Below are 24,669 nucleotides of genomic sequence, written 5' to 3'. Positions count from 1 at the left end.
GTCGGAAACACGCCAAGTCTTGTCGAAATCGCGCCACCCTTTGTCGGAAACACGCCAAGTCTTGTCGAAATCGCGCCACCCTTTGTCGGAAACACGCCAAGTCTTGTCGAAATCGCGCCATATCCGGTATCAAGAGGAAAATGAACTAATTAATGTACCATTCTCGTGTCAAAATTACGCCACCCTTTGTCGGAAACACGCCAAGTCTTGTCGAAATCGCGCCATAGCCGGTAAAAAGAGGAAAATGAACTAAATAATGTACCACTCTTGTGTCGAAATCGCGCCACCCTTTGTCGGAAACACGCCAAGTCTTGTCGAAATCGCACCATATCCGGTATTAAGAGGAAAATGAACTAAATAATGTACCACTCTTGTGTCGAAATCGCGCCACCCTTTGTCGGAAACGCGCCAAGTCTTGTCGAAATCGCGCCATCAAGTTAAATCGTTACACAGCTACAAATACATAAAAAAAAGGATGAAATCACATCACGCGATTCCATCCGAACTATATTGACACTTTGAAATACACACCTACTATACCCGCTCAACAACAGTCGCAGTGCTCATACCATGGCCGATACAGATAACTAGTAAGCCGTACCTTTTTTGTTGGCGTTCTAGTTCATGTACTAGTGCTGTCATCAACTTAGCACCTGTCGCCCCTAACGGATGTCCGAGAGCAATGGCCCCACCGTTTACATTTACTTTGCTTAAATCTGCCTCCAACTCATGTTGCCATGCTAACACAACCGGGGCAAACGCTTCATTTATCTCAACTAAATCTATGTCCTGCATTGTCATACCAGCCTTTTGTAGCACTTTACGAGTTGCAGGTATAACCCCATCCAGCATAATAGTTGGATCAGAGCCAACTACTGCTCGTGCCACAATACGCGCTTTTGGGTTCAATTTACGTTCATTTATCTTTTTCTCTGACATTAGTAATACAGCAGCTGCACCATCACTCATTTGACTAGCGTTACCCGCAGTAATAACACCATCTTGTTTAAATACTGTTTTTAAGCCTGACAGTGCTTGAAGGGAAGTATCAGCACGAGGACCTTCATCGTTCTCCACATCTATCACATTCCCTTCTTTATCAACACCCTTTAACACTACAATTTCCCCCTGAAATTTGCCTGCCGCAATGGCATTCGTAGCTCGGCGGTGACTTTCAAGTGCATATTCATCTAGCTGCTGACGAGTAAAACCATATTTTTCAGCAATTAGCTCTGCTGATAGTCCTTGATGGATAAAATTATATTTGTCATGTAAAGATGAAGGAATAGTAAGCTCATTGCTACCATCACTTAATATCGGTACCTTCGTCATCGATTCGACCCCAGCGGCTATTGTTACATCCATATCCCCTGATGCAATTTCTTGACTAGCAAAGTGTAATGCTTGCTGGCCCGAGCCACACATACGATTTATTTGGACTGCTGGCACCTCAACAGGAAATAATGCCTCTAGTGCTGCTAGCCGCCCAATATTATAACCTTGTTCACCAATCGGCGTTACACACCCCATAACAATATCCTCTATCAAAGCTTTATCAACATGAGCACGTTTAACGACTTCATCTAACACAGTTGCCCCTAAATGTACTGGATGCGTGTCACGAAACACGCCATTTCTCTTTCCTACTGCCGTACGCACTGCTTCAACTATGAAAACATCTCTCACAGTAAAATTCCCCCTTTTTTAAAAAATCCCCTATACAAAGCTACACGTTATCTATGATTATAAAAGCCTTTACCTGTTTTACGTCCTAAATGTCCTGCTTCTACAAGCTTACGAAGTACTTGTGGGGCGCGAAATCTATCACCATATGCATCTGTCATCCCTTCTGATACAAATAGTATCGTGTCAAGTCCGACTAAATCAGCTAACTCTAATGGCCCCATCGGGTAATTCAGGCCTAAGCGTACCGCTTTATCAATATCCTCTGCTGTTGCTATGCCTTCTTCATACATTCTCATGCATTCAATCATATGTGCTGCAAGTGCTCTTGTTGTTACAAAACCTTGAGCATCTTTGACAACAACTGTTTCTTTATCGATTTCTGTAGAAACCCTCTCTATTTCAGCAACTGTCTCGTCGGACGTGTCAACACCTCGCACGATTTCAATTAGCTTCATAACAGGAGCTGGATTAAACCAATGCATGCCAACAACCTTCTCAGGCCGTGATGTAGCAGCAGCTATTGCCGTCACACTTAATTCTGATGTATTGGTTGCTAAAATAATATGTTCAGGTGCTAGCTCATCAAGCTGTTTAAACATGTTGAGCTTTAACTGCAGATTTTCAGGTATGGCTTCCACTACTAAATCTGCCTCTACTACTGCCTCAAGCAAATCCAAAGTGGGTTGTATTTTTTGTAAACATCTATGTGAGTCTGCTTGTGAGAGCTGCCCAGCTTTGATAAATCGGCCTAGGCTTTTTTCTATCGTTTGAATTCCTTTTCCCAGTGCTTCATTTGAAATGTCATACAACTGTACATACTTTCCTTTCATCGCAAAGGTTTGCGCTATACCACTTCCCATTAGTCCTGCTCCAATCACGGCCACTGTTTGCATTCTAACTACCCCTTTCTTTTTATAAATCTAGTTTTTTAGCGATGATCGTTTTCATGATTTCATTTGTTCCCGCATAAATCGCTGAAACAGGAATATCGCGATAACGTCTGGCAATCTCGTATTCTTCCATATAGCCATAGCCGCCATGCAACTGCATCGTCTCAGCTGCAACTTTTTTAGCCAAGTCGGTTATCCACCATTTAGCCATAGATACCTTCGACACAACATCTTCTCCATTCATATGCCTCTCGATTAAGTCGTCAACAAATGTTCGACCAATTTCTATTTCCGTGGCCATCTCAACTAATCGAAATTGAACTGTTTGAAAATCGCTAATAGAATTGCCGAATGCTTTTCTTTCTTTTACATAGTTCTTTGCAAGCTCAAACATGACCTCTGCAGCAATTTGTCCAGCTATTGCTACAATGAGACGTTCCTGCTGCAATTGCTCCATTAAATAGTAAAAGCCCTTTCCCTCAACACCTAATAAATTATGTGCGGGAACCTTTGCTTCTTCAAAAATAAGCTCTGCTGTGTCTTGCGCGTGTAATCCTATCTTTTCTAGTTTACGCCCTCTACTAAAGCCAGGATTCTCTCGCTCTACTATTAATAGACTTATCCCTTTATGCGCAGGCTTAGCTCCGATATTCGTCTTACAAACGACAACGACTAAATCTGCATGAATCCCATTTGTGATAAATGTTTTTTGCCCATTAACAATATAATACTCACCATCTAGCTTTGCTGTTGTCGTAATTCCTGCTAGGTCTGACCCTGCTCCCGGCTCTGTCATCGCTATTGCTGTAATAATGTCGCCACTAATACATCCAGGTAACCAACGTTGCTTTTGTTCCTCGGTGCCATAATGAAGAAGATAAGGAATCACGATATCATTGTGCAGTCCCACACCTATTAAGCTAGAGCCTACCTTTTCTAGTTCTTCATTAATAATGACCGCATACGCAAAGTCTGCTCCAAGTCCTCCATATTTTTCAGGAACAGAAGGACCTAAAAATCCTTGTTCTCCAAGCTTTTGCCAAAAGGACCTAGGGATGATTCCACTTTTTTCCCACTCGGCATAAAAGGGGTATGCCTCTTTTTCCAAAAACTTTCTAAATGCTTGCCTAAAAATACGATGTTCTTCGTTATAAATGTTAGACATGCTCAGCCCCCCCGCTGTTCGCGTAATAAGAATTCTGTATCTGCTCGCTTTCATTTCTAAGTAACTCATCGATATAATAGTATTTACTTAGTTGCTGTATAACGCTTGCTTAACAATAGTTTTACAGCAACCCCTTACCTTTTAAGCGCTTTCAATTTTATACACACGTGACAAGCTTTAACATTATATTTCAGTAAAAGTCTGAAAATTCCTCCTTTTTCATATAAGAGTTTCACGATACGGCTTTAAAAACCCCTATCTTCACTACATCATAGACTCTTTTTCCCATCATCATAGACAAATTTACACAAGAAAAAAAACCGAGAGCCTCGCCCTCGATTTAATTATTTATAGATAAGTTTATTCCGTCTATCGTTGAGGTTTAAGTCCCAGGTCTCTTACTTCCCAGGCTGATAGTTACAATATGGTTCTTCACTCATGAAGTTGCCAGTTTCGTAATACGCACGTGCGCGACAACCCGAGCAAATATTTACATATTCGCAAATGCCACACTTTCCATCTAATTCGTTTGTATCTCGAAGAACCGCGAATTCAGGCGACTCGTTCCAAATTTGCTCAAGTGGTTGCTGAAGAACGTTACCGACTTGAACAGGGAGGTATCCACATGGTTGAACAAACCCTTTATGAGATATAAAGCACACACCAGACCCAGCTAGACAGCCTTTTGTCATCGCATTCATGCCGTGTGTTTGTCTAGTCACTCGCTCTCCACGTTCCTTAGCTTTTTGACGCATAATTCGATAATAATGTGGCGCGCAAGTAGCTCGAATCTCAAACGACACTTCACGGGAGCGCTCATAAAACCATTCTAAGACATTCTCATATTCTGTTGCTGTTAACATATTAGATTCCGTAATTTGTACCCCACAGCCTACCGGTACTAGCATAAATAGATGAAGAGCATCTGCTTCACGCGCTTCCGCTAGCGCTATCATATCTTCCACAGCATGCACATTGTGTTTCGTGATGGTCGTATTAAATTGTACCTGTATACCTTGCTTTTTAACAAGCTCAGCACCACGCAATGCTGCTTCAAAACTTCCGTCAATGCCACGAAACTTATCATGTATATCAGCTGTTGGACCATCTAAACTAATCGCTACACGACGAATACCTGCATCTTTAATTTTTTTAGCAATATCTTCTGTGATTAATGTTCCATTTGTTGCCATAGCTAACGTTAACCCTTTATCATGCGCGTATTGGGCAATTTCAAAAAAATCAGGTCGATAGAGAGGCTCTCCCCCTGTTAAAATTAAGATAGGATCTGCAAATGATGCAATATCATCTACAACACGTTTGGCTTGAATCGTTGATAATTCAGCATCCGATCTCATAGGTTGAGCGGTCGCTCGACAGTGTATACATTTTAAATTACAGCCTTCTGTAAGCTCCCAAAAAATTAACCTTGGTGAAAATGACTGTCTTAGCTTATGAGACTTCAAATGTAAGTCTTGCACAGCATTCATTGTTTGCATACCATTCGCCGCCTTGTTATTTATTAAACATCATCTGTCTGTTTAATATTATAACAAGACGGTTGCTTAATTTTACCTATTTCACAAAGATGTCAAATTACTGCCTTGGATATTCGAAAGTCGTACTTATAACATTTTCTTCAGCAATCGGCAAACTCTACTTACCCAGGTGCATTTTTCGAACAGCTACAAGGTACTCCCTTAATTAAGATTACATCGTTACCATGTGCGTTATATATAACTTTATCAGCTATTTCTACCATCATTAAAACTCCTCTGCCTCGAGCATCTTCTAGTTTACCTTCCATCATAGTCGATACACCGTTCACTGATATTGACTCAAATAATGGCCTAACAGGAAACCCCTTTCCACAATCCTTTATACGAGTAACAATTCGAGAGTTCATATGTTTAAATCTTATTACAATCGGATATTTTCCGTATTCGACAGCATTATTAAAAGCTTCTAAAATCGCCACTTGAAATAGTAGACGACACTTTTCACAAGGAATCAGTAGTAATTCTTGCTGCATGGCTTCTTCTATTAAATTATACTCCTTGAAATTATTAATAATTAACTCTCTACTTTCTTCCATGCTCAAGACTCCCTTTTCGTTTCCTATTTTTATATGTGCCCATAATTTGTTACAATAAAACAATAAAATGAGTAAAATACTAACAAATTCGTCTATACTAAAGAAATGTTTGGATTCATAAGGGCGTTTATGTTATATATACTTTTATAAAACGTTTCACAAAAGGATGATAAGTATGGAGAAAGAACATAATTCAAATTTTATTAAAGATATTATGATTAAAGATTTACAGTCTGGTAAGCATGAAAAAATAGTTACTCGCTTTCCACCAGAACCAAATGGATACTTACATATTGGACATGCCAAATCGATCACTATTAATTTTGGACTAGCTGATGAATTTGAGGGTCTTACGAATCTACGGTTTGATGATACAAATCCACTAAAAGAGGATACAGAATATGTACAATCCATCAAAGAAGACGTAAAATGGCTCGGATACTCTTGGGATAACCTTTTCTTCGCTTCTGATTACTTTGAAGAAATGTACAATCGAGCAGTCTTATTAATTAAAAAAGGCAAAGCGTATGTTGATGATTTAACACAAGAGCAAATTCGTGAATATCGTGGAACATTAACAGAACCTGGTAAAGATAGTCCTTACCGCAACCGTTCCGTGGAGGAAAATCTTGAATTATTTGAACGTATGCGTAACGGAGATTTCAAAGACGGAGAAAAAGTACTTCGTGCGAAAATTGATATGAGTTCTGGCAACATTAACATGCGTGATCCTGTGTTATATCGCGTTCTTCATTCACACCACCACAACACAGGTGATAAATGGTGCATCTATCCTATGTATGCTTTTGCTCATCCATTAGAGGATGCTATTGAAGGAATTACACACTCCTTATGTACGCTTGAATTTGAAGATCAGCGCCCTTTTTACAACTGGGTTGTAACGGAATGTGAAATGGAAAGTCAACCACAGCAAATTGAGTTCTCTCGCTTAAATGTGACAAACACAGTTATGAGTAAGAGAAAGCTCAAAATGCTTGTTGATGAGAAGGTTGTTGATGGTTGGGATGATCCAAGACTACCAACTATTTCTGGATTAAGACGACGTGGTTACACACCTGAGGCAATTCGTGCTTTTTGTAAAGAAGTTGGTATTCATAAAGGTAGTGGAACTGTTGACTCGCAGATGCTAGAGCATTTTGTCCGCGAAGATTTGAAGTTAAAATCACCTCGAACAATGGGTGTTATTCGCCCATTAAAAGTGGTTATTACAAACTATCCTGAAGGTCAAGTGGAAATGCTTGAAGCAGAAATAAATCCTGAAAACGAAGAAATGGGTACACGTCAAATTCCTTTTTCACGTGAGATTTATATTGAACAAGAGGATTTCATGGAGGATCCACCGAAGAAATACTTCCGCTTGTTCCCTGGTAATGAAGTTCGCTTAAAGCATGCTTATTTTATTAAATGTGAAGAAGTCATTAAGGACGAACAAGGGAATGTTGTAGAGCTACGTTGTACGTATGATCCAGAAACAAAGAGTGGCACAGGATTCACTGGTCGTAAGGTAAAAGGTACACTTCATTGGGTTGAAGCCTCACAAGCTGTTCCCGCTGAGTTCCGCCTGTATGAACCAATTATTACTGACATAGAAGAAGAAGAGGAAGGGAAAACATTCCTTGACTACGTTAACGAAAAATCTTTGGAAATCGTACAAGGGTATGTGGAACCTAACATGAAGGAAGCTAAACCACAAGATAAATTTCAATTTTTCCGTCATGGATATTTTAATGTAGACCCTAAGCAGACAACAGAAGATCATCTCGTTTTTAATCTCATTGTTTCTTTAAAAAGCTCATTTAAATTATAAACAAAAAGCCAGGCTGCCGCCTGGCTTTTTATAGTATGGTTCTCTTCTGATATGAAATTTCCCACCTATTAATTTTTAGGTTCATATTCAGACAGTTTCCCCTCGTAGATAATGGTTAATTTATGATGATTTCTAAAATCGTCTGGTGTCACCAGTGCCGGCAGCTTATCCCACAAGCGAATGCCTGCTCGTTGTAAAATCTCCGCCACGAATTGAGAACAAAAATATGAATTACTGAATTCTACTGGTTCTTCTAAAGTAATCCCCAATAATCCAAGCAGATTATATGAATACTTTGGTCGGTTTCTTTTAAAAACCTCCAAAACTCTCCTCATTTTCTCCATATCACGTTCCGTAACTTTTAGTTCATAAATGACACATTGCGTATTAGGGTATTTACTAAATGTCCCACTGATAACGTCCTCTTTAACAAATCCAGCATAAAGAGGATTATGAGATTGCTTGCGTCCGAAGCTATAAAGCTCTTTTAATTCGCGATCAAACGATATCGATGCATGATTGTATGGAGCCTTTGTATACTTTTTGATGGACCTAGTAAACAATGTCCCTGTATCCGTTAGCATAATATAAATACTTGCAGTTTCCATTTCCTCAGCTCCATTTTACTTTGAATATAAAAAGAAATTATGTACAGTATACTTATACACGTGGGAAAGTAGGTATTATATGCAATCAGTTCTTTGGATTTTATCTGTTATATTTATTGTTCTTACAACTGCAACAATCATTTTTTATATGTTGCAAAAAAAATCAACAACTAAAGATTTCTCTGAATTATTACTTAAAGTGAAAACCTGGTGGGGCATGTTTGTTATCTTTACTGTGGCCACCTTATTTACACCTGTTGTGTCTCTTATATCTCTTATGATACTATGTTTTTTTGCCTTAAAAGAATACTTTTCCATGATAAAATCAAGAAAAGCAGACAGACGCTTGTTTTTATGGGCGTATTTAGCTATTCCTATACAATTTTATTGGATTTACACTGGCTGGTATGGCATGTTTATTGTTTTTATCCCAGTATACGTTTTCTTACTGCTCCCTTTACCAAGATTGCTTAACAAAGGTACCATTGGGTTTCTTAGGTCCGTAAGCTCCACACAATGGGGGCTTATGCTTATGGTATTTGGTTTAAGTCACCTAGCTTATTACCAAGTTGCCAATCCCCAATACGGGGGAAGCTTAATATTATTTTTAGTAGTACTAACACAAGTCAGTGATGTTGTGCAGTACATAACATCTCTTTACATTGGCAAACGCAAGGTTGTCCCAACCTCTAATCCTAATATTACGTGGGAAGGGTATTTATTCGCTACGATCGTTACAACTATTGTATCATACAGCTTATATCCCTTTTTAACTCCATTAGATAGGACATTTGGTGTTTTATCTGGAGTATTAGTTAGTACTTCAGCCTTTTTAGGAAGCTTAACAATTTCAGTTTTAAAACGCGACTTGCTGATTGGTGATGAGGAAAAGCAGCTAAAGCTTAAAGAGAGCTATTTAAATCGCATTGACAGTTTAACATACACTTCTCCTATATTTTTTCATGTCATCCGATATTTTTTTGAGTTTATGTAAAAGCACGAGCACTGAAAGAAGCTTGATAAATAAACTTATCAAGCTTTTTCTTATACTATAATAAATAGAGGACTTAGCAGTTTAACTAAGTCCTTCTTTGTGTTATTTTTAAATATCTCGTGAAATATTTTTTCCGTAGAATATTTCATCCATCTCCAGCTTAATTTGTCTAGCAATAGTTTCCTGTTCTTCCTTCGATAATGTATCTTTCGTATATCCAAATAAGTAATTGTTTAAATCAAAATTTCTTAGCTTGCACTTAGTATGAAAGATATTCTCTTGATACACATTCACATCAATCATATCATAATACTCTTGAACATCATCTGGAATATAATTTTGAATTGAATTGATATCATGATCAATAAAAAGCTTATGACCAGTAACATCTCTCGTGAAACCTCGAACTCTATAGTCAATAGTCATTACATCCGTTTCAAACGAGTGAATTAAATAATTTAAAGCCTTTAAAGGTGATATTTCCCCACAAGTTGAAACATCAATATCGGCGCGAAATGTACTAATGCCAGCAGTAGGATGATATTCTGGATATGTATGCACAGTTATATGACTTTTATCTAACGTACCTACCACAAATGAACCTTGTGGAATAGGTCCAGGCGACTCCTCAAAATGCTCTGGCTTTGCTTCATGGACAGGTCCTTCTGATACGAGCATTGTTACACTAGCACCTTGCGGCTCATAATCCTGCTTCGCAATATTTAAAATATGAGCTCCAATAATTTCCGTTACATGACTTAAAATCTTTTGCAATCGATCGGCGCTATACACCTCATCAATATAATTGATATATGCTTCTCTCTCTTCTTGTGTTCTTGTGTAACAAATATCAAACATATTAAAGCTTAAGGACTTAGTTAGATTATTAAACCCATGTAATTCAACAATTTCCTTCGGTGTTAACTTCATGTCGAACCCCCCACTTATATTTTTCTCCTTACAATTAAGTTGGATTAAAAAGTAACATTCTATTCTTTTATTTAGAGACGGTGTAAAAAACGTACAATTGCGCTTTCCCCTGAACTTCCCCATTTTGTGAGAATTAAACTTCTTATCGGGCAGCTTTACAACATTTCTCGAATTTTTTTGATGTAGCATCAAGGTGGTTGGAACGTTTTTCAAGAAAATTACTTGGTTTTTCAAGAATTCCGGGGTTTTTCAAGAATTTTTCGTGGTTATTCAAGAAATACGGTGTGGTTTTCAAGAATTTTACTTGGTTTTTCAAGAATTTCGGTGTTTTTCAAGAATTGTGGTGTGGTTTTCAAGAAATTTACTTGGTTTTTCAAGAATTGTGGTGTGGTTTTCAAGAAATTTACTTGGTTTTTCAAGAATTTCGGTGTTTTTCAAGAATTTTCCGTGGGTTTTCAAGAATTTCGGTTCGTTTTTCAAGAATTTTTCGTGGGTTTTCAAGAATTCCGGGGTTTTTCAAGAATTTTCCGTGGGTTTTCAAGAATTTCGGTGTTTTTCAAGAATTTCGGTTCGTTTTTCAAGAATTTTCTGTGGGTTTTCAAGAATTGTGGTGTGTTTTTCAAGAAATTTACTTGGTTTTTCAAGAATTGCGGTGGGTTTTTCAAGATTTTTTCGTGGGTTTTCAAGAATTCTAATACATTTTACAATAATTTAATTTATGCATGCAAAAAAAGCCACATCGCGTGAGATTACACGACATGGCTCAATACATTTATTATAGTCTTGTTTTTATTACTTCGTTCTTGTCTGCTGCTTCGAAAATTACCTCAATCAAACGCATCACTCGTAATACTTCTTCATTTTTCACGTAAGGCTCTTCACGTTTTTCTATAACAGCTACTACATTCTCGTAGAAGCCCTCTGTAGGTGAATCATAGGCTGGCAGCTCTGATTTTGTGATAGCTTTTTCAGAAGGTGGTGCCATTGTTTTTGTTAAACCTTTTCCAGCCTTAATTGGCTTAGGATGTTCAAAATCTGCTCCACGATTTTGTGTAACTATATGGCCGTTTAAGCTCCAATCATTAATAAGAGCTGTACCTTCCGTTCCTTTCACATACCATCTAGGTAGTTGAATAAAATTTGTGGTGCCTACCTCTATTAATGCTTGAATGCCGTTCTCAAAAGTAATGACCGTTTGAAAGCCATCATCTACTTCATCGCCAAGTACAAAGCTTAAATTAGCATACACACTTGTGATACGACTGTCTACCATCACAAGAAGCTGATCCAGTAGATGAACTCCCCAATCAAGTAGCATACCGCCGCCGTATTCCTTTAAGTGACGCCAATCTCCAGGTATGCCGTTTGCACCATGCACACGTGATTCAATTTGAAACACGTTACCAACTACATTCTTATCATAAATCGTTTTCATCGTTAAGAAATCTTCATCCCAACGACGATTTTGATGCACCATAAACAGACGATCATGTTGTATTGCTGCATCCATAATTTCCTCAAGTTCTTTACTATGAATCGTAACTGGCTTTTCGCATACTACATGCTTTTTAGCCTGTAACGCTGCTATCGCTAACTCTTTATGCACATCATTTGGTGTAGCAATAAGGATAATATCAACTGCATTATCGTCTAGAACTGCCTGATAACTATCATACGTTTTATATCCATCTACGTCGGAAGCAGCTTTTCTTGCTTCATCGATATCAAACGTACCAATGACTTGAATACTTTCGTTGTCTTTTAATATAGTATTAGCATGATAGCTACCCATGCCACCATAGCCAACAATAACTAAATTGTATGCCATACTATGCCCACCACATTTCTCCTGGTGTTTCTTTAATTAACACCGACTTTAAATTTGTTATGGCGCGAGCAAAACCTTCTTCAATCGACATTAATGCATCCTCATGCTCAATGCTCACTACATAATCATAATTGTAAAGGCGTAATGCGCTCATCATATCGTTCCATTCAGCAACACTATGACCGCATCCCACAGAGCGGAACGACCATGCACGAGTTTTTAAAGCACCGTATGGCTGCATATCTGTTAATCCGTACATGTTAACGTTGTCTTGGTCGATGTAAGTGTCTTTTGCGTGGAAATGATGAATTGCACCAGCATCTCCAAGAATTTTAATCGCAGCAACAGGATCAATCCCTTGCCACCACATATGACTTGGATCTAAATTTGCCCCAATTGCCTCGCATGTTGCTTCACGAAGCTTTAGCATCGTATACGGTGTATGTACTAAAAAACCACCGTGTAATTCTAAACCGATTTTCACGTTATGCTCAGTAGCAAGTTCTCCAATTTCTTTCCAGTAAGGGATAAGTTTATGCTCCCACTGCCAAGTTAAAATATCTGCATACTCTGTTGGCCATGCAACAGTAGGCCAATTTGGTTGTTTTGCTTCTTCACTATCGCCAGGAGTACCTGAAAAAGCGTTAACAACAGGTACACCTAGTAGCGATGCAAGCTTAATTGTTTTGCGTAATACTGTATCCGATTCTTCCGCAAATGTTTTATCTGGTGTAAGTGGATTGCCGTGACAACTGAACGCACTAATAGTTAACCCACGAGATGTAACAGCCTCTAAATAAGCTGTACGCTTTTCTTCACTTTCAAGTAACTCATCAAGTGGACAATGGGCATTACCAGGATAACAGCCCGTACCGATTTCTACTGCATCAAGACCTGCATTTTTTACATAATCTAACATATCTTCGAAAGACATCTGTGAGAATAATACTGTGAAAACACCAAGTTTCATAGTGAATTGCCCCTTTCAATTATAGTGAAATGATTCTCTTGGTTTTTTGTGATTCAAGAGCCCCTAAAATGACGTCTAGAGATTTCATACCCTCTTCGCCTGTTATTAGCGGTTGCTTATCTTCAAGGATGCATGTTACAAAGTGATTAATAACATGTGAATTTGTTTGGCCACCCTCTTCATTTGTTTGAATTTTACCAAGCTTATGATATACTGCTTCACCATTTTTATATTCTTCAATAAGTGAATACTCTGGATGATCTTCAAGGCGAAGAACACCTTTCTCACCATAAATCACAGTAGAATTATCGCCACCTTTTACATAAGCCCAGCTTGCTGCTAGCGTACCAATTATGCCATTAGCTGTGCGCAAAATACAAACTGCGTTGTCATCAACATCTGTATTTTCTTTCGCATTTGTTTCAATAAATGATGACACTTCAGCAAAGTCACCCAGTAAATAACGCATTAAGTCTGCTTTATGCACGCCTAAATCTCCCATTGCACCAATAAATGCTTCTTCTTTATTGAAGAACCAACTTTCTCTTCCATCTAAGCTCCAGTCTTCAGGTCCTGGGTGACCAAACGTTGTTCTAAAGCTATACACTTTTCCTAACTTCCCGCTTTCAATAATTTCTTTTGCTTTGCGGTGTGAGCTTACAAAACGTTGATTATGTGCAACCATAAGTTTTTTGTTGCTTGCCTTTGCTGCCTCAATCATAGCTAGAGCTTCTTCTTTTGAAGTTGCCATAGGCTTTTCACATAACACATGCTTTCCTGCCTGTGAAGCAGCAATTGATACTGGTGCATGTAAATAGTTCGGTAAACATACACTTATGACATCGATTTCATCTAAAGCGATGACATCCTTATATTCTGTATAAGCCTTTGCGTCGTATTTTGTTGCCATTTCTTCTGCACGTTCAGCATTAATATCACAAACTGCCACAATCTCTACATTTTTGTTCGCTGCATACTCTGGTAAATGACGACGTTGTGCAATAGCTCCACAACCAATAACTCCAACTTTTAATGTACTCATGTTATTTTGCCTCCTAATTTAATCTCTAAGATAAGGTAATTTTGTTTTTAAATACTCTAAACTCATTTCAATACTTTCAAAAGGTGTACGACGACTTTGGTCTTGTTCAACTATCCACCATTTCACACCAGCTTCATCACCAGTTTGTAAAATGCTCGTTAGATCAACACCACCTGTACCTAGCTCTGCAAAGAATTTTTCGTCATCCACTGTCATGTCTTTTAAATGAACAAGTGGGGACCTACCCTTATAGCGTTTTAACCACTCAACAGGATCTTCTCCTGCTTTTGTAAGCCAATACACATCAAGCTCTGTGCTAACCGTTGTATTGTCAAATATTGTTTCTAAAGCTGAACGACCATCTGACAAACGTTCTAACTCAAAATCATGATTGTGATAACACAACGTTATCCCTTCAGACTGGCATACCTCATTGATTTTTTTAAGATTAGCAATAAGCTTAAGGTAATTTTCTTCTGTACGCTGTTCAGGTAGTATGTAAGGACATACAATATAACTACTTCCTAACACTTTTTGATCTTCAATCACCTGTTCTAAATTGCTTTCTAATTGCTCAAGTGGAATGTGACTTGACACGGCATGTAAGCCTAACTCATTTAAAAGCGCTTTCACCTCTCGAACAGGTAAACCACCATAACCCGCAAATTCAACACCTGTGAATCCTAAGTCTGCGACTTTCTTTAAAGTTCCGACAAAATCCTGTGCACTTTCTTCTCGAAGTGTATACATTTGTACTGCCACTGGAATACTCATCATCCTGCCTCCCCTTCACATGTTTACTTATAAACTATTTGACCCAATAGTATACGATATTACTATTTGTGAACATAGATGATATAATGAAAACATGCACTATTTTGCTATTTATTATTCTTAAGGAGAAGAAAACTATGACAATACATATTGGTTATTGTGGGTACTCCTTTCATACACAACGGTTTTATTCTCAAAATAAAAGTGGATTTCCTGCTTATTTATTTCGCATTCAAACCGAGGGCGTCTGTAAAATAACAGCACAAGGTAAAAATTATCAAGTTGAAAAAGGTGATTTATTACTGATTAAGCCTGGCGATGATTATGAATTACTTATAGAAGAGACAAACGATGAATCTATTCATAGTGCAGATTATCACTTAGCATGTGAAGGAACGTGGATTGATGAATGGTGGCAACGTTCACCAAAACCAACCGTATCAAGAATTGGTCTCGATGAAAAATTACTCGCCTTATGGAGGCACCTGACTGTTGAAATGAGACGACCAACATCCGCAGATGAGAATGAATTAACGGGGTATTTAATTCGAGCACTATGTGTATCGTTAGAACGAGCTGTCACAGAAACTGCGCTTAACCGGCCTTACGCTGTTACAAGAATGATGCGATATATTGAGGAGCATGCCACCACTGAATTAAAAATTGAAGATGTGGCTCAGTATGTAGGCCTCAGTGTTTCTCGAGCCGTTCATTTATTTAAGAATAGTGTGGATATGACAATGATTGAATATGCGCAAGACATCCGAATAACAGCTGCCATCGAGAGAATGAAATACACTTCTATGACACTTGAACAAATTGCACAAGAATGTGGGTTTGGTACTTATCCTTATTTTCATAGAGTATTTAAAAAGAAATATGGTATTTCACCCGGTTCGTATAGACAGAATGAATAATTGAATAAACGAAACCCCCTAGTTATATAAAACTCCTAACTTGGGGGTCATTTTTTGCCTACCTTCTTGGACCTGGTAGTGGTCCTTCAAAGTTTGGATACCCTGGGAATTGACCTTGACCTGGCATTTGTCCTTGAAAGCCAGGCATTCCTGGGAATTGACCTTGACCTGGCATTTCTCCTTGAAAGCCTTGTATTCCTGGGAATTGACCTTGACCTGGCATTTCTCCTTGAGAGCCTGGCATTCCTGGGAATTGACCTTGACCTGGCATTGGGCCTTCAAACCCTGGCATTCCTGGGAATTGACCTTGACCTGGCATTTCTCCTTGAAAGCCTGGCATTCCTGGGAACTGACCTTGCCCTGGTGTTTGTCCTTCAAACCCTGGCATTCCTGGGAATTGGCCTTGACCTGGCATTGGGCCTTCAAACCCTGGCATTCCTGGGAATTGACCTTGACCTGGCATTGGGCCTTCAAACCCTGGCATTCCTGGGAATTGACCTTGACCTGGTGTTTGTCCTTCAAACCCTGGCATTCCTGGGAATTGGCCTTGACCATTAAATTGAGATCCGGCAGGATATTGTGTTTGACCAAACCCTGGATACATCCCGTAAATATTACCAATCGTTTCTCCATCAAGTCCTGGTTGTTCTCTTACAACATAATGATTATGATGATACACATTATATGGATACATGTAGGCATTCCTCCTATTCATACTCCGTAGTAACATATGCTATGTGTAATTAATCCGGGACTGTCCGTTCAAAGATTCTGCAGGCGATGTCATCACCATAGCTATGACTTATCGTTCTGATTATGGGATTGAGCCATCATGTGGCATTAACAACAAAAACGACCTTGACATCATTTTGTCAAGGTCGCTTCTTTATTGTGTGATGCTAAATGTATACTTTGTTGTGGATTGATATAGTTCATCTTTTTCAATAATGATAGATGGAAACTGTGGATGATGTATCGCGTCTGGGAGCCCTTGTGTCTCTAAGCATAAGCCAAGATATTTCCGAGATTGTACGTCTCTAATCACATAATTATCTGATAGCTGTGAACCCGTATATAGCACAACTGCTGGTTGATCCGTTTCAACTATTAAAACACGTCCGCTCTCTTCATCCTTTAATTCAACTTCTTTATTAAAATGCTCTGATAAAATAAATGGATGATCATACCCGTTCCCTGCTAAAATATTTTGAGGGTGCTTTGATTCATACCCACTCTTAATTGCACGTCCAATAGAAAAATCGAACGCAGTTCCTTTAACCGGACAAATCTCTCCAGTTGGTAAAAGCTCTTCATTTAGTTCAACCATTCGATCACTCTTTAATGTTAGAACATGATTAAGTATATCTCGCTTTAAATTACCAGATAAGTTAAAATACGAATGATTCGTAACATTGAGCAGTGTACGCTGATCACTTACTCCTTCATAACATACATATAGTTCATTCTTGTTCGTCAACGTATATGTAACCTTCATATGTAAAGTCCCAGGATAGCCCTCTTCTTTATCGTTGCTTACATAGGAAAGTTCGACCGACAGTCTGTCTTCATGCTCTATTACATGCGCATCCCAAATCACCTTATCAAAGCCCTTAATTCCACCATGTAAATGATTGTTTCCGTTATTTTTCGCTAGGTTATATGACACGCCATTTAACGTAAACTCACCATCTTTAATTCTCCCAGCTACACGTCCGACAATAGCACCGAAATAAGGGGAGCGCTGAAAATATTCATCAATTGTATCAAATCCGAGTACTACGTTTTCTAACTTGCCCTCTCTATCAGGCACGATGATTTTAGTGATGATTCCGCCATAATTTAGTAACTCAACTTCCATGCCATTATCGTTTTTAAAATTGTACGCAAAAATCGTTTGATTTTTTAACTCAGCAAAAATTCTCTTCACTAGTTTCATTTTAATTACTCCTGTCATTTCAAATGAGAGCGCCTACAACACCATCATAGAACTGCAAGTGTATAACGTCAATAAATTTTACTGAAATTTTATCATACTTAAAAGAAATTTCTTATGAATATATCCTTTATTTTATGAAAAAAAATGAAAGAGTAATTAGAAGGAGGTGTATACGATGGCAGAGAATCAACATAACATACATAACATGAAAAATTCAGATGATACTTTAACGAATCGACAAGGTCACCCTGTCACTGACAATTAAAACACTCGTATTGTTGGAAACCGGGGAGCGATACTTAAATATTGGCTCCCCATTTACATCCATAACCATGACATGGGGGACATTCTCCAGAAACATTAAGAGACCCACGAGGGTTTGCCGTTAAGTTTTACATAGAAAACAGACCAATTACAAAGTTATAATTGGTCTGTATACGTTATGAAAGTAAAATTAAAAAATTACCTGAAACTCATTACTATTTGGCAAAAACTATTTTGTTTCTCTATGCATTGTATGTTTTTTCCAACGCGGACAATACTTCATTAACTCAATACGGTCTGGATTATTTCTTTAATTTTTTGTCGTAATGTAATTTCTATCTATGTTTCAGTACATGCTAGTGTTATTTTTACTCTCATTTTTAAAGCGCCTATATTATGGTGAACTATACTTCTACTTCAAACTTAGGTAACCTATCTTCAAATGCTGACCAATCCATATACATTTCATCATCTGTCAGCAAACACGTATTTAAAGATGCTTCTATTGCTTCACGGTTCATATCTAAACCGATAAAGACAATTTCGTTCATTCTATCACCGTATGTGTCATCCCACCTTTCAAGTAGTTCTGGTTCCTCTCGTAATACGCTTTCTCTTTCTTCTTCTGTATATGAAGCAACCCAAGGACCAGCTGCTTGAAACATGATCGACGTACCCGCTTGTGACAATAGCCCTGACATGTCTGGTCTTGAAGCTAACCAAAAGAAACCTTTAGCTCGAATTACATCAACAGGCCAATCTTCAAGCCACGTTCTCCACCGCTCTGGATGAAATGGTTTTCTGCTACGATACACAAATGATGAAATTCCGTATTCCTCTGTTTCAGGTGTGTGTTCTTCATTTAACTCCTTAATCCAGCCTGCTCCTTGACTAGCTTTATCAAAATCAAACATATGTGTATTTATTACTTCATCTAATCGCACAACAGAATGAACAGAATTCAGTATTTTCGCGTCTGGATTTAATTTTCTAAGTACAGCCTGTAACTCATCGCAATCTTCCTCTGATATTAAATCAGTTTTATTTAATAAAATCACATTAGCAAACTCAATTTGATCAATTAATAAATCGACAACCTCTCTCGTATCAGTTTCATCAGTTGCCTGTTTGCGGTCTAACAAGCTTTCTCCACATGCAAAATCATGCCAAAATCTATTGCCATCAACGACTGTTACCATCGTGTCGAGTCTACAGAACTCTGATAGATTAATACCTAACTCTTCGTCTATATACGTAAATGTTTGAGCGACTGGTATCGGCTCTGCAATACCGGTTGATTCAATGACGATGTAATCTATATCAGCTGACTTTACAAGTCTTTCTACTTCAATCATTAAATCTTCTCGTAATGTACAGCATATACATCCATTCTGAAGCTCTATCATTTTTTCTTCTGTTCTTGAGAAGCCACCTTGTTTTATGAGTGACGCATCAATATTCACTTCACTCATATCATTCACAATGACTGCGATCTTTTTGTTCTCTTTGTTTGTTAAAATATGATTTAATAACGTTGTTTTTCCAGAACCTAAAAACCCACTTAAAACTGTTACAGGTACTTGCTTGTTTTTCAAAATAAATCCCCCTAATCAATAATCGTTATCATTACGATTCATACAACAGAATGTAACACTATTCTTTCGGCTGCTTTTCTAGCTCCTGATATATTTCTTGCTGTTGGACCTAATTCAAGTTCCGCTAATGGTCCTGTCACATACAAATTCTTACACCATTCTAAAGATTCTTTTACAATAGGAAACCCACAACTAGCACACGCTAACTTTTCCGCTGTTATCAGTCTATGTAACCAATCTTGCTTAGGCATGGTAGGTTCAAACCCTGTTGTCAAAATAATCGAAGAAGCTTCTAAAAATTGCTGTTTAGATAAGTTGAATTTATGCTTTCTCTCATCGTTGCTTATATCAATGACTTCATCAATTACAATCTTCAATTTTTCTGTTCTTACTAACATAGATAGTTTGTTATATAACTCTTTCGGCATCGATCCTTTATATCGTGCTTTTTGAATCATCTTTCTTCGTTCACCATAGTCGTTAACTTTATGAAATGCAGTCATATATTTAGGTCCTAACCAACCAGGATCACTATCAAAATCATGAACACGAAGATCATGCCTAGTTAACAACGTAACGTTACCAGGAAATAACTCACTTAAAGTAATACAAGTGTGTGCGGCTGTTATTCCTCCCCCCACTACAATAATTGGAGGCTCAAAATCAGTAAGATCTTTCACATTTTCATCAAAAATATGAGCAACATTTTGACCGTTTCTAACATGTTGTATCCAATCTGGAATCATAGGTTGATTGATTAAACTTATAGACAGTACAACATTTTTTGCTAGTAAACTTTCTCCGTTGTTTATATCAACCCTCCAACACCCAGAACCTTTACTTATATCCTTCACTAACCCACAATGCCACATATTATGGAGGCTGACAGCATCCATAATTTCCATGCAATGCTCATTAAAAAGCTCTAGAGACGGACGTTTATACGGACCATAAAAATCTTCGTTTTTATGTTTTTTGGCAAACTTAGTTAAAGAAAATGCATCAACATCTATATGATGAACGAATGGTGAGCGTAAATATTTCATCCCAATTCTCTCCGTATTTTTCCGCCAAAGGTGTAGCGGTTCCTTATATGGATCAACAATACGAATTTGTTCAGTTGTAGCAATTTTGCTTTTGATTAAATATACAGCCACCGTACATCCATGTATGCCCCCACCAATGATTAACCAATCATACAACGTTTGCACCTCCTTTTATAAATCGTAATGATTACGATTTATTTTATTCGAAACGTAAAGAAAATGCAAGAAACAAAAAAACGTTATATACTATATGTACCGTTCTAAAACTATTTACTTATTCATATGAATGCTATAAAATACAAAACGTAATAATTACGATTTTCAACCTTTAAGTACTTTAATATACTAGTAACATCTACTCTTTAAATAATACCAATCTACATGTAAGGAGGTTCTCCATGATTCGCACACTTCGTTCTTATATTTTTGATTTTACAGGCATAGCTATTATTGGCCTTGCTCTATTACTTTTTATTACAGCACCCAATTTAAAAGATTTACTTAATGTTTCTCCTACTATACTTAATATGAACACTATTTTTCTAAGTATCTTGATTGAAGCACTGCCGTTTGTTTTAATTGGTGTACTTATTGCAGGGAGCATTCAGATTTTTGTGACAGAAGAACACATTCAACGATTGATTCCGAAAAATCGCTTTTTAGCAGTTATTATGAGCTGCGTAATCGGGGCACTTTTTCCTGCATGTGAGTGTGGTATTGTGCCCATTATTAGACGATTGGTTCAAAAAGGGGTACCTATTTACGCAGCGATAGGGTTTATGTTAACGGGTCCTTTAATTAACCCTATTGTTATCGCCTCCACATACATGGCATTTGGCAATGATATTAAAATCGCAGGCTTACGAATGGGATTAGGATTTTTAATAGCTGTAATAGTCGGTGTTATTATTAGTTTCCTATTCAAAGGGACACAGCTAAGGCACTCCATAACAATTACTAGTAACCTCAATCACGCTGATAACACGTCGTTAATTAAAAAAGTAGAATCTATGCTAAAGCATTCAATCGATGAATTTTTTGATATGGGGAAGTATTTAGTATTAGGAGCCTTTCTTGCTGCTTTTGTACAAGCGTATGTACCAGCAAGAGCACTGTTAGAGGCTGGTGATGGCATGGTTGTATCATTATCGATTATGATGGGACTAGCTTATATATTATCATTATGCTCTGAAGCAGATGCTTTTATTGGCGCATCATTTAACAGTATTTTTCCTACACCTGCTGTACTAGGCTTTTTAATTTTTGGTCCGATGATTGATTTTAAAAACACATTAATCATGTTAAGTGCCTTTAAAGCTAGATTTGTAATGTGGGTACTACTATTAGTGACATCAGTTGTATTTATCACTATCATGCTCGTTCAAAATTTTATTTAGGAGGCTAGAAATTATGAAGTTTAATATGCAACAGGCATTTAGAGCCTTAATACTTTTATCATTTTCTGCCTTCCTCTTTAAAATTAATTTCACGTCAGAAATTACTATGTTTGTAAATCCTAAATATGTAGGATTAAGTCAAACTGCTTCCGTTTTGTTCTTATTTCTATTTTTCATACAGATTACTAGAGTATGGACTGAGAAAAAGGAAAGACAGAGTTGTAATCATAATCATATTCACGACGACCATTGTAGCCATGACCACGGGGACAAGCCGTTTACTTTCAAAAAATTTATTTCTTACGGCATTATTGTGTTCCCACTTATTACAGGATTTGTTTTACCAGCAAAAATAATGGATGCTTCAATTGCCGAGAAAAAAGGGGGCATGGCAATTTTAGCAAACAACAAGGAATCCGCTTCTAGTTCAGATATTGCCAAAAATAATTCCAAGGAACCTACAATTGAATCAGATAACACCGAAGATTACTCGATAAATGAAACCGACGAGACTGGTATTTCTGAAGAAGAAAATCTAGATATAGATAATGCACCTGACCCTAATTTAACGAATCAACCAGAAATTTCAAAAGACGAGCTTAACGAGCTAATAAGAAAGCTTGAAAAAAGCACGACTATTGATATGAATGATTATGTTTACAGTACGTATTATGAGGAAATTAGCAAAGATCTTGCTAAATATGAAGGGCGTGAAATTGAACTAAAGGGGTTTGTATATAAAGAGGAAGGCATCCCTAACAATCAACTAGTTATCGCACGCTTTTTAATTACCCATTGTGTGGCGGACGCAAGCATTATTGGCTTTTTATCAGAATTTGCAGAGGCTGAATCAATTCAAACAGATACATGGCTTGAAGCAAAAGGGGTTCTAGAGATTACCACCTATAATGGCATTGAGCTACCTTTAGTTAAAATTACAGCATGGAAAGTTATTGATCAACCTAAAGAGCCTTATCTTTACCCTATAAATGTAAGGATTTTATAATTACTTAGAAACAAAACCAGTTACAGTTCATAACTGGTTTTGTTTGCTTAATTTTTAAGGAATACTTTTTATCATGAAACTCATACTCTAGCTATTTTCTAAGGAAATTTATCTCTGATTATCTCATTATTAACTTCTTCACTAACTCACGATTTTTTTCTTTAAAAACCTCATTATGGGATGATACCATTCCAGCTGCTGTTGCATCCGGTTGTATAAATTGCTTCGCTTTATTGACTGCATTTGCGGCATCCTGAAATGCACCCATTATTAAGTTTACTTTGCCATCGTACTTAATGATATCTCCTGCAGCATATAAGCCTGGTATAGATGTTTCACAACAAGCATTTCCTTCAATAAAGAAGTTATCGAGCATTTTAATATTTAACTCACTATTTTGTAACAATGATGTATCTTGTTCAAATCCATGATTAATAACAACATCGTCAATATCGACCTGTACTATTTTCCCTGTTTCACTATTCGTGAGTTCTACACTTTTTATTTCATCTTGGCTTTCATTCGCTATTAGTTTAGTGATTGATGTATTAAATAAACATTCGGCTGTGCTATTTAAGAGCTGTGTTACTTGAGACTCGTGTCCTTTAAATTGTGGTTTACGATACGTAACATATACCTTTTTCGCAACAGGCTCTAATGCATTTGCCCAGTCTATAGCCGTATTTCCCCCACCAGAAAGGACTACTGTTTTATCTTTAAAGTACATTAATGACTTAACGGTATAATGAAGATTACTAATTTCAAAGCGCTCCGCACCATCGATATGTAACTTCTGCGGTTTTAATACTCCACTTCCTACAGACACGATCACTGTCTTAGAGTAGTGTTTTTGTCCCGTACCTGTTGTTAGTACAAAGATGCCATCAGCTCGTTTTGAGATTGATGAGACCTTTTCATTTAAAACAACAGTTGGATTGAATGTTAACCCTTGCTGGGTAAGCTGGTCAATTAACTTAGCGCATGGAATCGGTGTTTGTCCACCCACATCCCATATCATTTTTTCCGGGTAAATATGAAGCTTACCTCCAAGTTGCGGCTGAGACTCAATGACTTTTGTTTTCATCTCTCTTAACCCGCTATAAAAAGCAGAGTATAATCCTGCTGGTCCACCGCCAATTATCGTAACATCATAACAATCCATACTTTTATTCACTCCCTAAAACAGTTTAGTTTTCTGAGTATATATTTTTCTGTGAAATTATAAACCTGTCATTGACAATGATTATCATTATCCCCACAGTAATAATTGTACTTTACATTGATAATGATTATCAATACTATATAGGTATTTTTAAGTAAGTTTTTTTGGGACGGCATAAATTATGACTCGCCTTTTTACAAAAGACATACGTATTGGATTGGGTGACCGACTCATTATCATAGATTTAAGCATTACAGTTCCTTACAATAAGATCACGACCATTATCGGCTCTAATGGCTGTAGGAAGATTACCTTGTTAAAAGCCATGACTCGAATTATTCCACACCGATTAGGCTCCATTATTTTAGATGGTGAGCGTATCTCAAATGAAAAGGCTGCTATTTCTCTCTTTTTTTAAGATAAATCCCCTATTATTTATTATCTGTTTTTATAGAAATAGGCGGTTTTAACATTATGCTCTAGCCTAATTTCAGGTTATATTTACCATTATCCTCTTCACTAGAAACTAACTATTC

22 protein-coding genes and 2 pseudogenes are annotated in these 24,669 nt (G+C 37.4%); 7 read left to right on the top strand and 17 right to left on the bottom strand.

Features of this window, described 5'->3' with window-relative positions; translation table 11 throughout:
* Positions 1-534: 534 nt before the first annotated feature.
* The 5 genes from EJF36_RS04610 to EJF36_RS04590 form a co-directional block, all read right to left on the bottom strand.
* Entirely contained in the window at positions 535-1,686 is a 1,152-nt protein-coding gene (locus tag EJF36_RS04610; RefSeq protein ID WP_125905197.1) for a thiolase family protein, read from the bottom strand.
* A 47-nt stretch (positions 1,687-1,733) separates the two neighbouring features.
* Positions 1,734-2,579, bottom strand: a complete 846-nt coding sequence (locus EJF36_RS04605; RefSeq protein WP_125905196.1) for a 3-hydroxyacyl-CoA dehydrogenase family protein — start codon at positions 2,577-2,579, stop codon at positions 1,734-1,736.
* A gap of 19 nt (positions 2,580-2,598) precedes the next feature.
* Positions 2,599-3,741, bottom strand: a complete 1,143-nt coding sequence (locus EJF36_RS04600) for an acyl-CoA dehydrogenase family protein (RefSeq protein WP_125905195.1) — start codon at positions 3,739-3,741, stop codon at positions 2,599-2,601.
* Between the two features lie 398 nt (positions 3,742-4,139).
* A complete protein-coding gene (locus EJF36_RS04595; protein ID WP_221760716.1) occupies positions 4,140-5,240 on the bottom strand; it encodes a radical SAM/SPASM domain-containing protein in 1,101 nt (366 codons plus the stop codon).
* A 161-nt stretch (positions 5,241-5,401) separates the two neighbouring features.
* Positions 5,402-5,836 (bottom strand): ATP-binding protein, encoded by a 435-nt coding sequence (locus EJF36_RS04590; protein WP_125905194.1) that lies wholly within the window; start codon positions 5,834-5,836, stop codon positions 5,402-5,404.
* Positions 5,837-6,011: 175 nt separating this feature from the next.
* Between EJF36_RS04590 and EJF36_RS04585 the strand changes: the two genes are divergently transcribed.
* Positions 6,012-7,664, top strand: coding sequence for a glutamine--tRNA ligase/YqeY domain fusion protein (locus EJF36_RS04585; protein WP_125905193.1), 1,653 nt, complete (start codon positions 6,012-6,014; stop codon positions 7,662-7,664).
* A gap of 68 nt (positions 7,665-7,732) precedes the next feature.
* Here the strand turns inward: EJF36_RS04585 and EJF36_RS04580 are convergent, their stop codons facing one another.
* Complete coding sequence (locus tag EJF36_RS04580; RefSeq protein WP_125905192.1) at positions 7,733-8,272, bottom strand: hypothetical protein; 540 nt, start codon at positions 8,270-8,272, stop codon at positions 7,733-7,735.
* A gap of 79 nt (positions 8,273-8,351) precedes the next feature.
* Here EJF36_RS04580 and EJF36_RS04575 point away from each other — a divergent pair, with 79 nt between their 5' ends.
* On the top strand, positions 8,352-9,266 hold the full coding sequence (locus tag EJF36_RS04575) for a phosphatidate cytidylyltransferase (protein WP_125905191.1): 915 nt from the start codon (positions 8,352-8,354) through the stop codon (positions 9,264-9,266).
* Positions 9,267-9,374: 108 nt separating this feature from the next.
* Here the strand turns inward: EJF36_RS04575 and speD are convergent, their stop codons facing one another.
* The 5 genes from speD to EJF36_RS04550 form a co-directional block, all read right to left on the bottom strand.
* Positions 9,375-10,196 (bottom strand): adenosylmethionine decarboxylase, encoded by an 822-nt coding sequence (gene speD, locus EJF36_RS04570; protein WP_125905190.1) that lies wholly within the window; start codon positions 10,194-10,196, stop codon positions 9,375-9,377.
* Between the two features lie 775 nt (positions 10,197-10,971).
* A complete protein-coding gene (locus tag EJF36_RS04565; protein ID WP_125905189.1) occupies positions 10,972-12,024 on the bottom strand; it encodes a Gfo/Idh/MocA family protein in 1,053 nt (350 codons plus the stop codon).
* Between the two features lies 1 nt (position 12,025).
* Positions 12,026-12,994, bottom strand: coding sequence for a sugar phosphate isomerase/epimerase family protein (locus EJF36_RS04560; RefSeq protein ID WP_125905188.1), 969 nt, complete (start codon positions 12,992-12,994; stop codon positions 12,026-12,028).
* A 19-nt stretch (positions 12,995-13,013) separates the two neighbouring features.
* The gene (locus tag EJF36_RS04555; protein WP_125905187.1) at positions 13,014-14,036 is read right to left on the bottom strand and encodes a Gfo/Idh/MocA family protein; all 1,023 of its coding nucleotides are present in this window, start codon (positions 14,034-14,036) and stop codon (positions 13,014-13,016) included.
* Between the two features lie 18 nt (positions 14,037-14,054).
* On the bottom strand, positions 14,055-14,813 hold the full coding sequence (locus EJF36_RS04550) for a sugar phosphate isomerase/epimerase family protein (protein ID WP_125905186.1): 759 nt from the start codon (positions 14,811-14,813) through the stop codon (positions 14,055-14,057).
* A 134-nt stretch (positions 14,814-14,947) separates the two neighbouring features.
* On the opposite strand from EJF36_RS04550, the gene EJF36_RS04545 reads away from it, so the two are divergent.
* Complete coding sequence (locus EJF36_RS04545) at positions 14,948-15,727, top strand: helix-turn-helix domain-containing protein (RefSeq protein ID WP_125905185.1); 780 nt, start codon at positions 14,948-14,950, stop codon at positions 15,725-15,727.
* 58 nt (positions 15,728-15,785) lie between these two features.
* Here EJF36_RS04545 and EJF36_RS21415 read toward each other — a convergent pair whose 3' ends face one another.
* Together EJF36_RS21415 and EJF36_RS04535 are read right to left on the bottom strand one after the other, a co-directional pair.
* Positions 15,786-16,421, bottom strand: coding sequence for a hypothetical protein (locus EJF36_RS21415; RefSeq protein ID WP_185806810.1), 636 nt, complete (start codon positions 16,419-16,421; stop codon positions 15,786-15,788).
* Positions 16,422-16,613: 192 nt separating this feature from the next.
* The gene (locus EJF36_RS04535) at positions 16,614-17,663 is read right to left on the bottom strand and encodes an aldose epimerase family protein (protein WP_125905184.1); all 1,050 of its coding nucleotides are present in this window, start codon (positions 17,661-17,663) and stop codon (positions 16,614-16,616) included.
* A gap of 336 nt (positions 17,664-17,999) precedes the next feature.
* Between EJF36_RS04535 and EJF36_RS22135 the strand changes: the two are divergent.
* Positions 18,000-18,068: pseudogene (locus EJF36_RS22135) on the top strand (hypothetical protein); the annotation flags it as partial.
* Between the two features lie 88 nt (positions 18,069-18,156).
* Here EJF36_RS22135 and rpmG read toward each other — a convergent pair.
* From rpmG to EJF36_RS04515, 3 genes and pseudogenes are all read right to left on the bottom strand, one after another.
* Positions 18,157-18,305: pseudogene (rpmG, locus tag EJF36_RS04525) on the bottom strand (50S ribosomal protein L33).
* Between the two features lie 26 nt (positions 18,306-18,331).
* Positions 18,332-19,522: a GTP-binding protein gene (locus EJF36_RS04520; protein ID WP_125905183.1), complete on the bottom strand. Its 1,191-nt coding sequence runs from the start codon at positions 19,520-19,522 to the stop codon at positions 18,332-18,334.
* 38 nt (positions 19,523-19,560) lie between these two features.
* On the bottom strand, positions 19,561-20,724 hold the full coding sequence (locus tag EJF36_RS04515) for an FAD/NAD(P)-binding protein (protein ID WP_125905182.1): 1,164 nt from the start codon (positions 20,722-20,724) through the stop codon (positions 19,561-19,563).
* A 242-nt stretch (positions 20,725-20,966) separates the two neighbouring features.
* Between EJF36_RS04515 and EJF36_RS04510 the strand changes: the two genes are divergently transcribed.
* Entirely contained in the window at positions 20,967-21,965 is a 999-nt protein-coding gene (locus tag EJF36_RS04510) for a permease (RefSeq protein ID WP_125905181.1), read from the top strand.
* Between the two features lie 13 nt (positions 21,966-21,978).
* Positions 21,979-22,971, top strand: a complete 993-nt coding sequence (locus tag EJF36_RS04505) for a TIGR03943 family putative permease subunit (protein ID WP_125905180.1) — start codon at positions 21,979-21,981, stop codon at positions 22,969-22,971.
* 118 nt (positions 22,972-23,089) lie between these two features.
* Here EJF36_RS04505 and EJF36_RS04500 read toward each other — a convergent pair whose 3' ends face one another.
* Positions 23,090-24,133, bottom strand: a complete 1,044-nt coding sequence (locus EJF36_RS04500) for an NAD(P)/FAD-dependent oxidoreductase (RefSeq protein WP_125905179.1) — start codon at positions 24,131-24,133, stop codon at positions 23,090-23,092.
* A 181-nt stretch (positions 24,134-24,314) separates the two neighbouring features.
* Here EJF36_RS04500 and EJF36_RS04495 point away from each other — a divergent pair, with 181 nt between their 5' ends.
* Complete coding sequence (locus tag EJF36_RS04495) at positions 24,315-24,551, top strand: ATP-binding cassette domain-containing protein (RefSeq protein ID WP_125905178.1); 237 nt, start codon at positions 24,315-24,317, stop codon at positions 24,549-24,551.
* The last annotated feature ends 118 nt before the right edge of the window (positions 24,552-24,669 follow it).

The sequence above is a fragment of the Bacillus sp. HMF5848 genome (genome assembly GCF_003944835.1).
GTDB lineage: Bacteria > Bacillota > Bacilli > Bacillales > HMF5848 > HMF5848.
The sequence above is the reverse complement of the archived record's forward strand: the minus strand, read 5'-3'. Positions and strand labels throughout refer to the sequence as shown.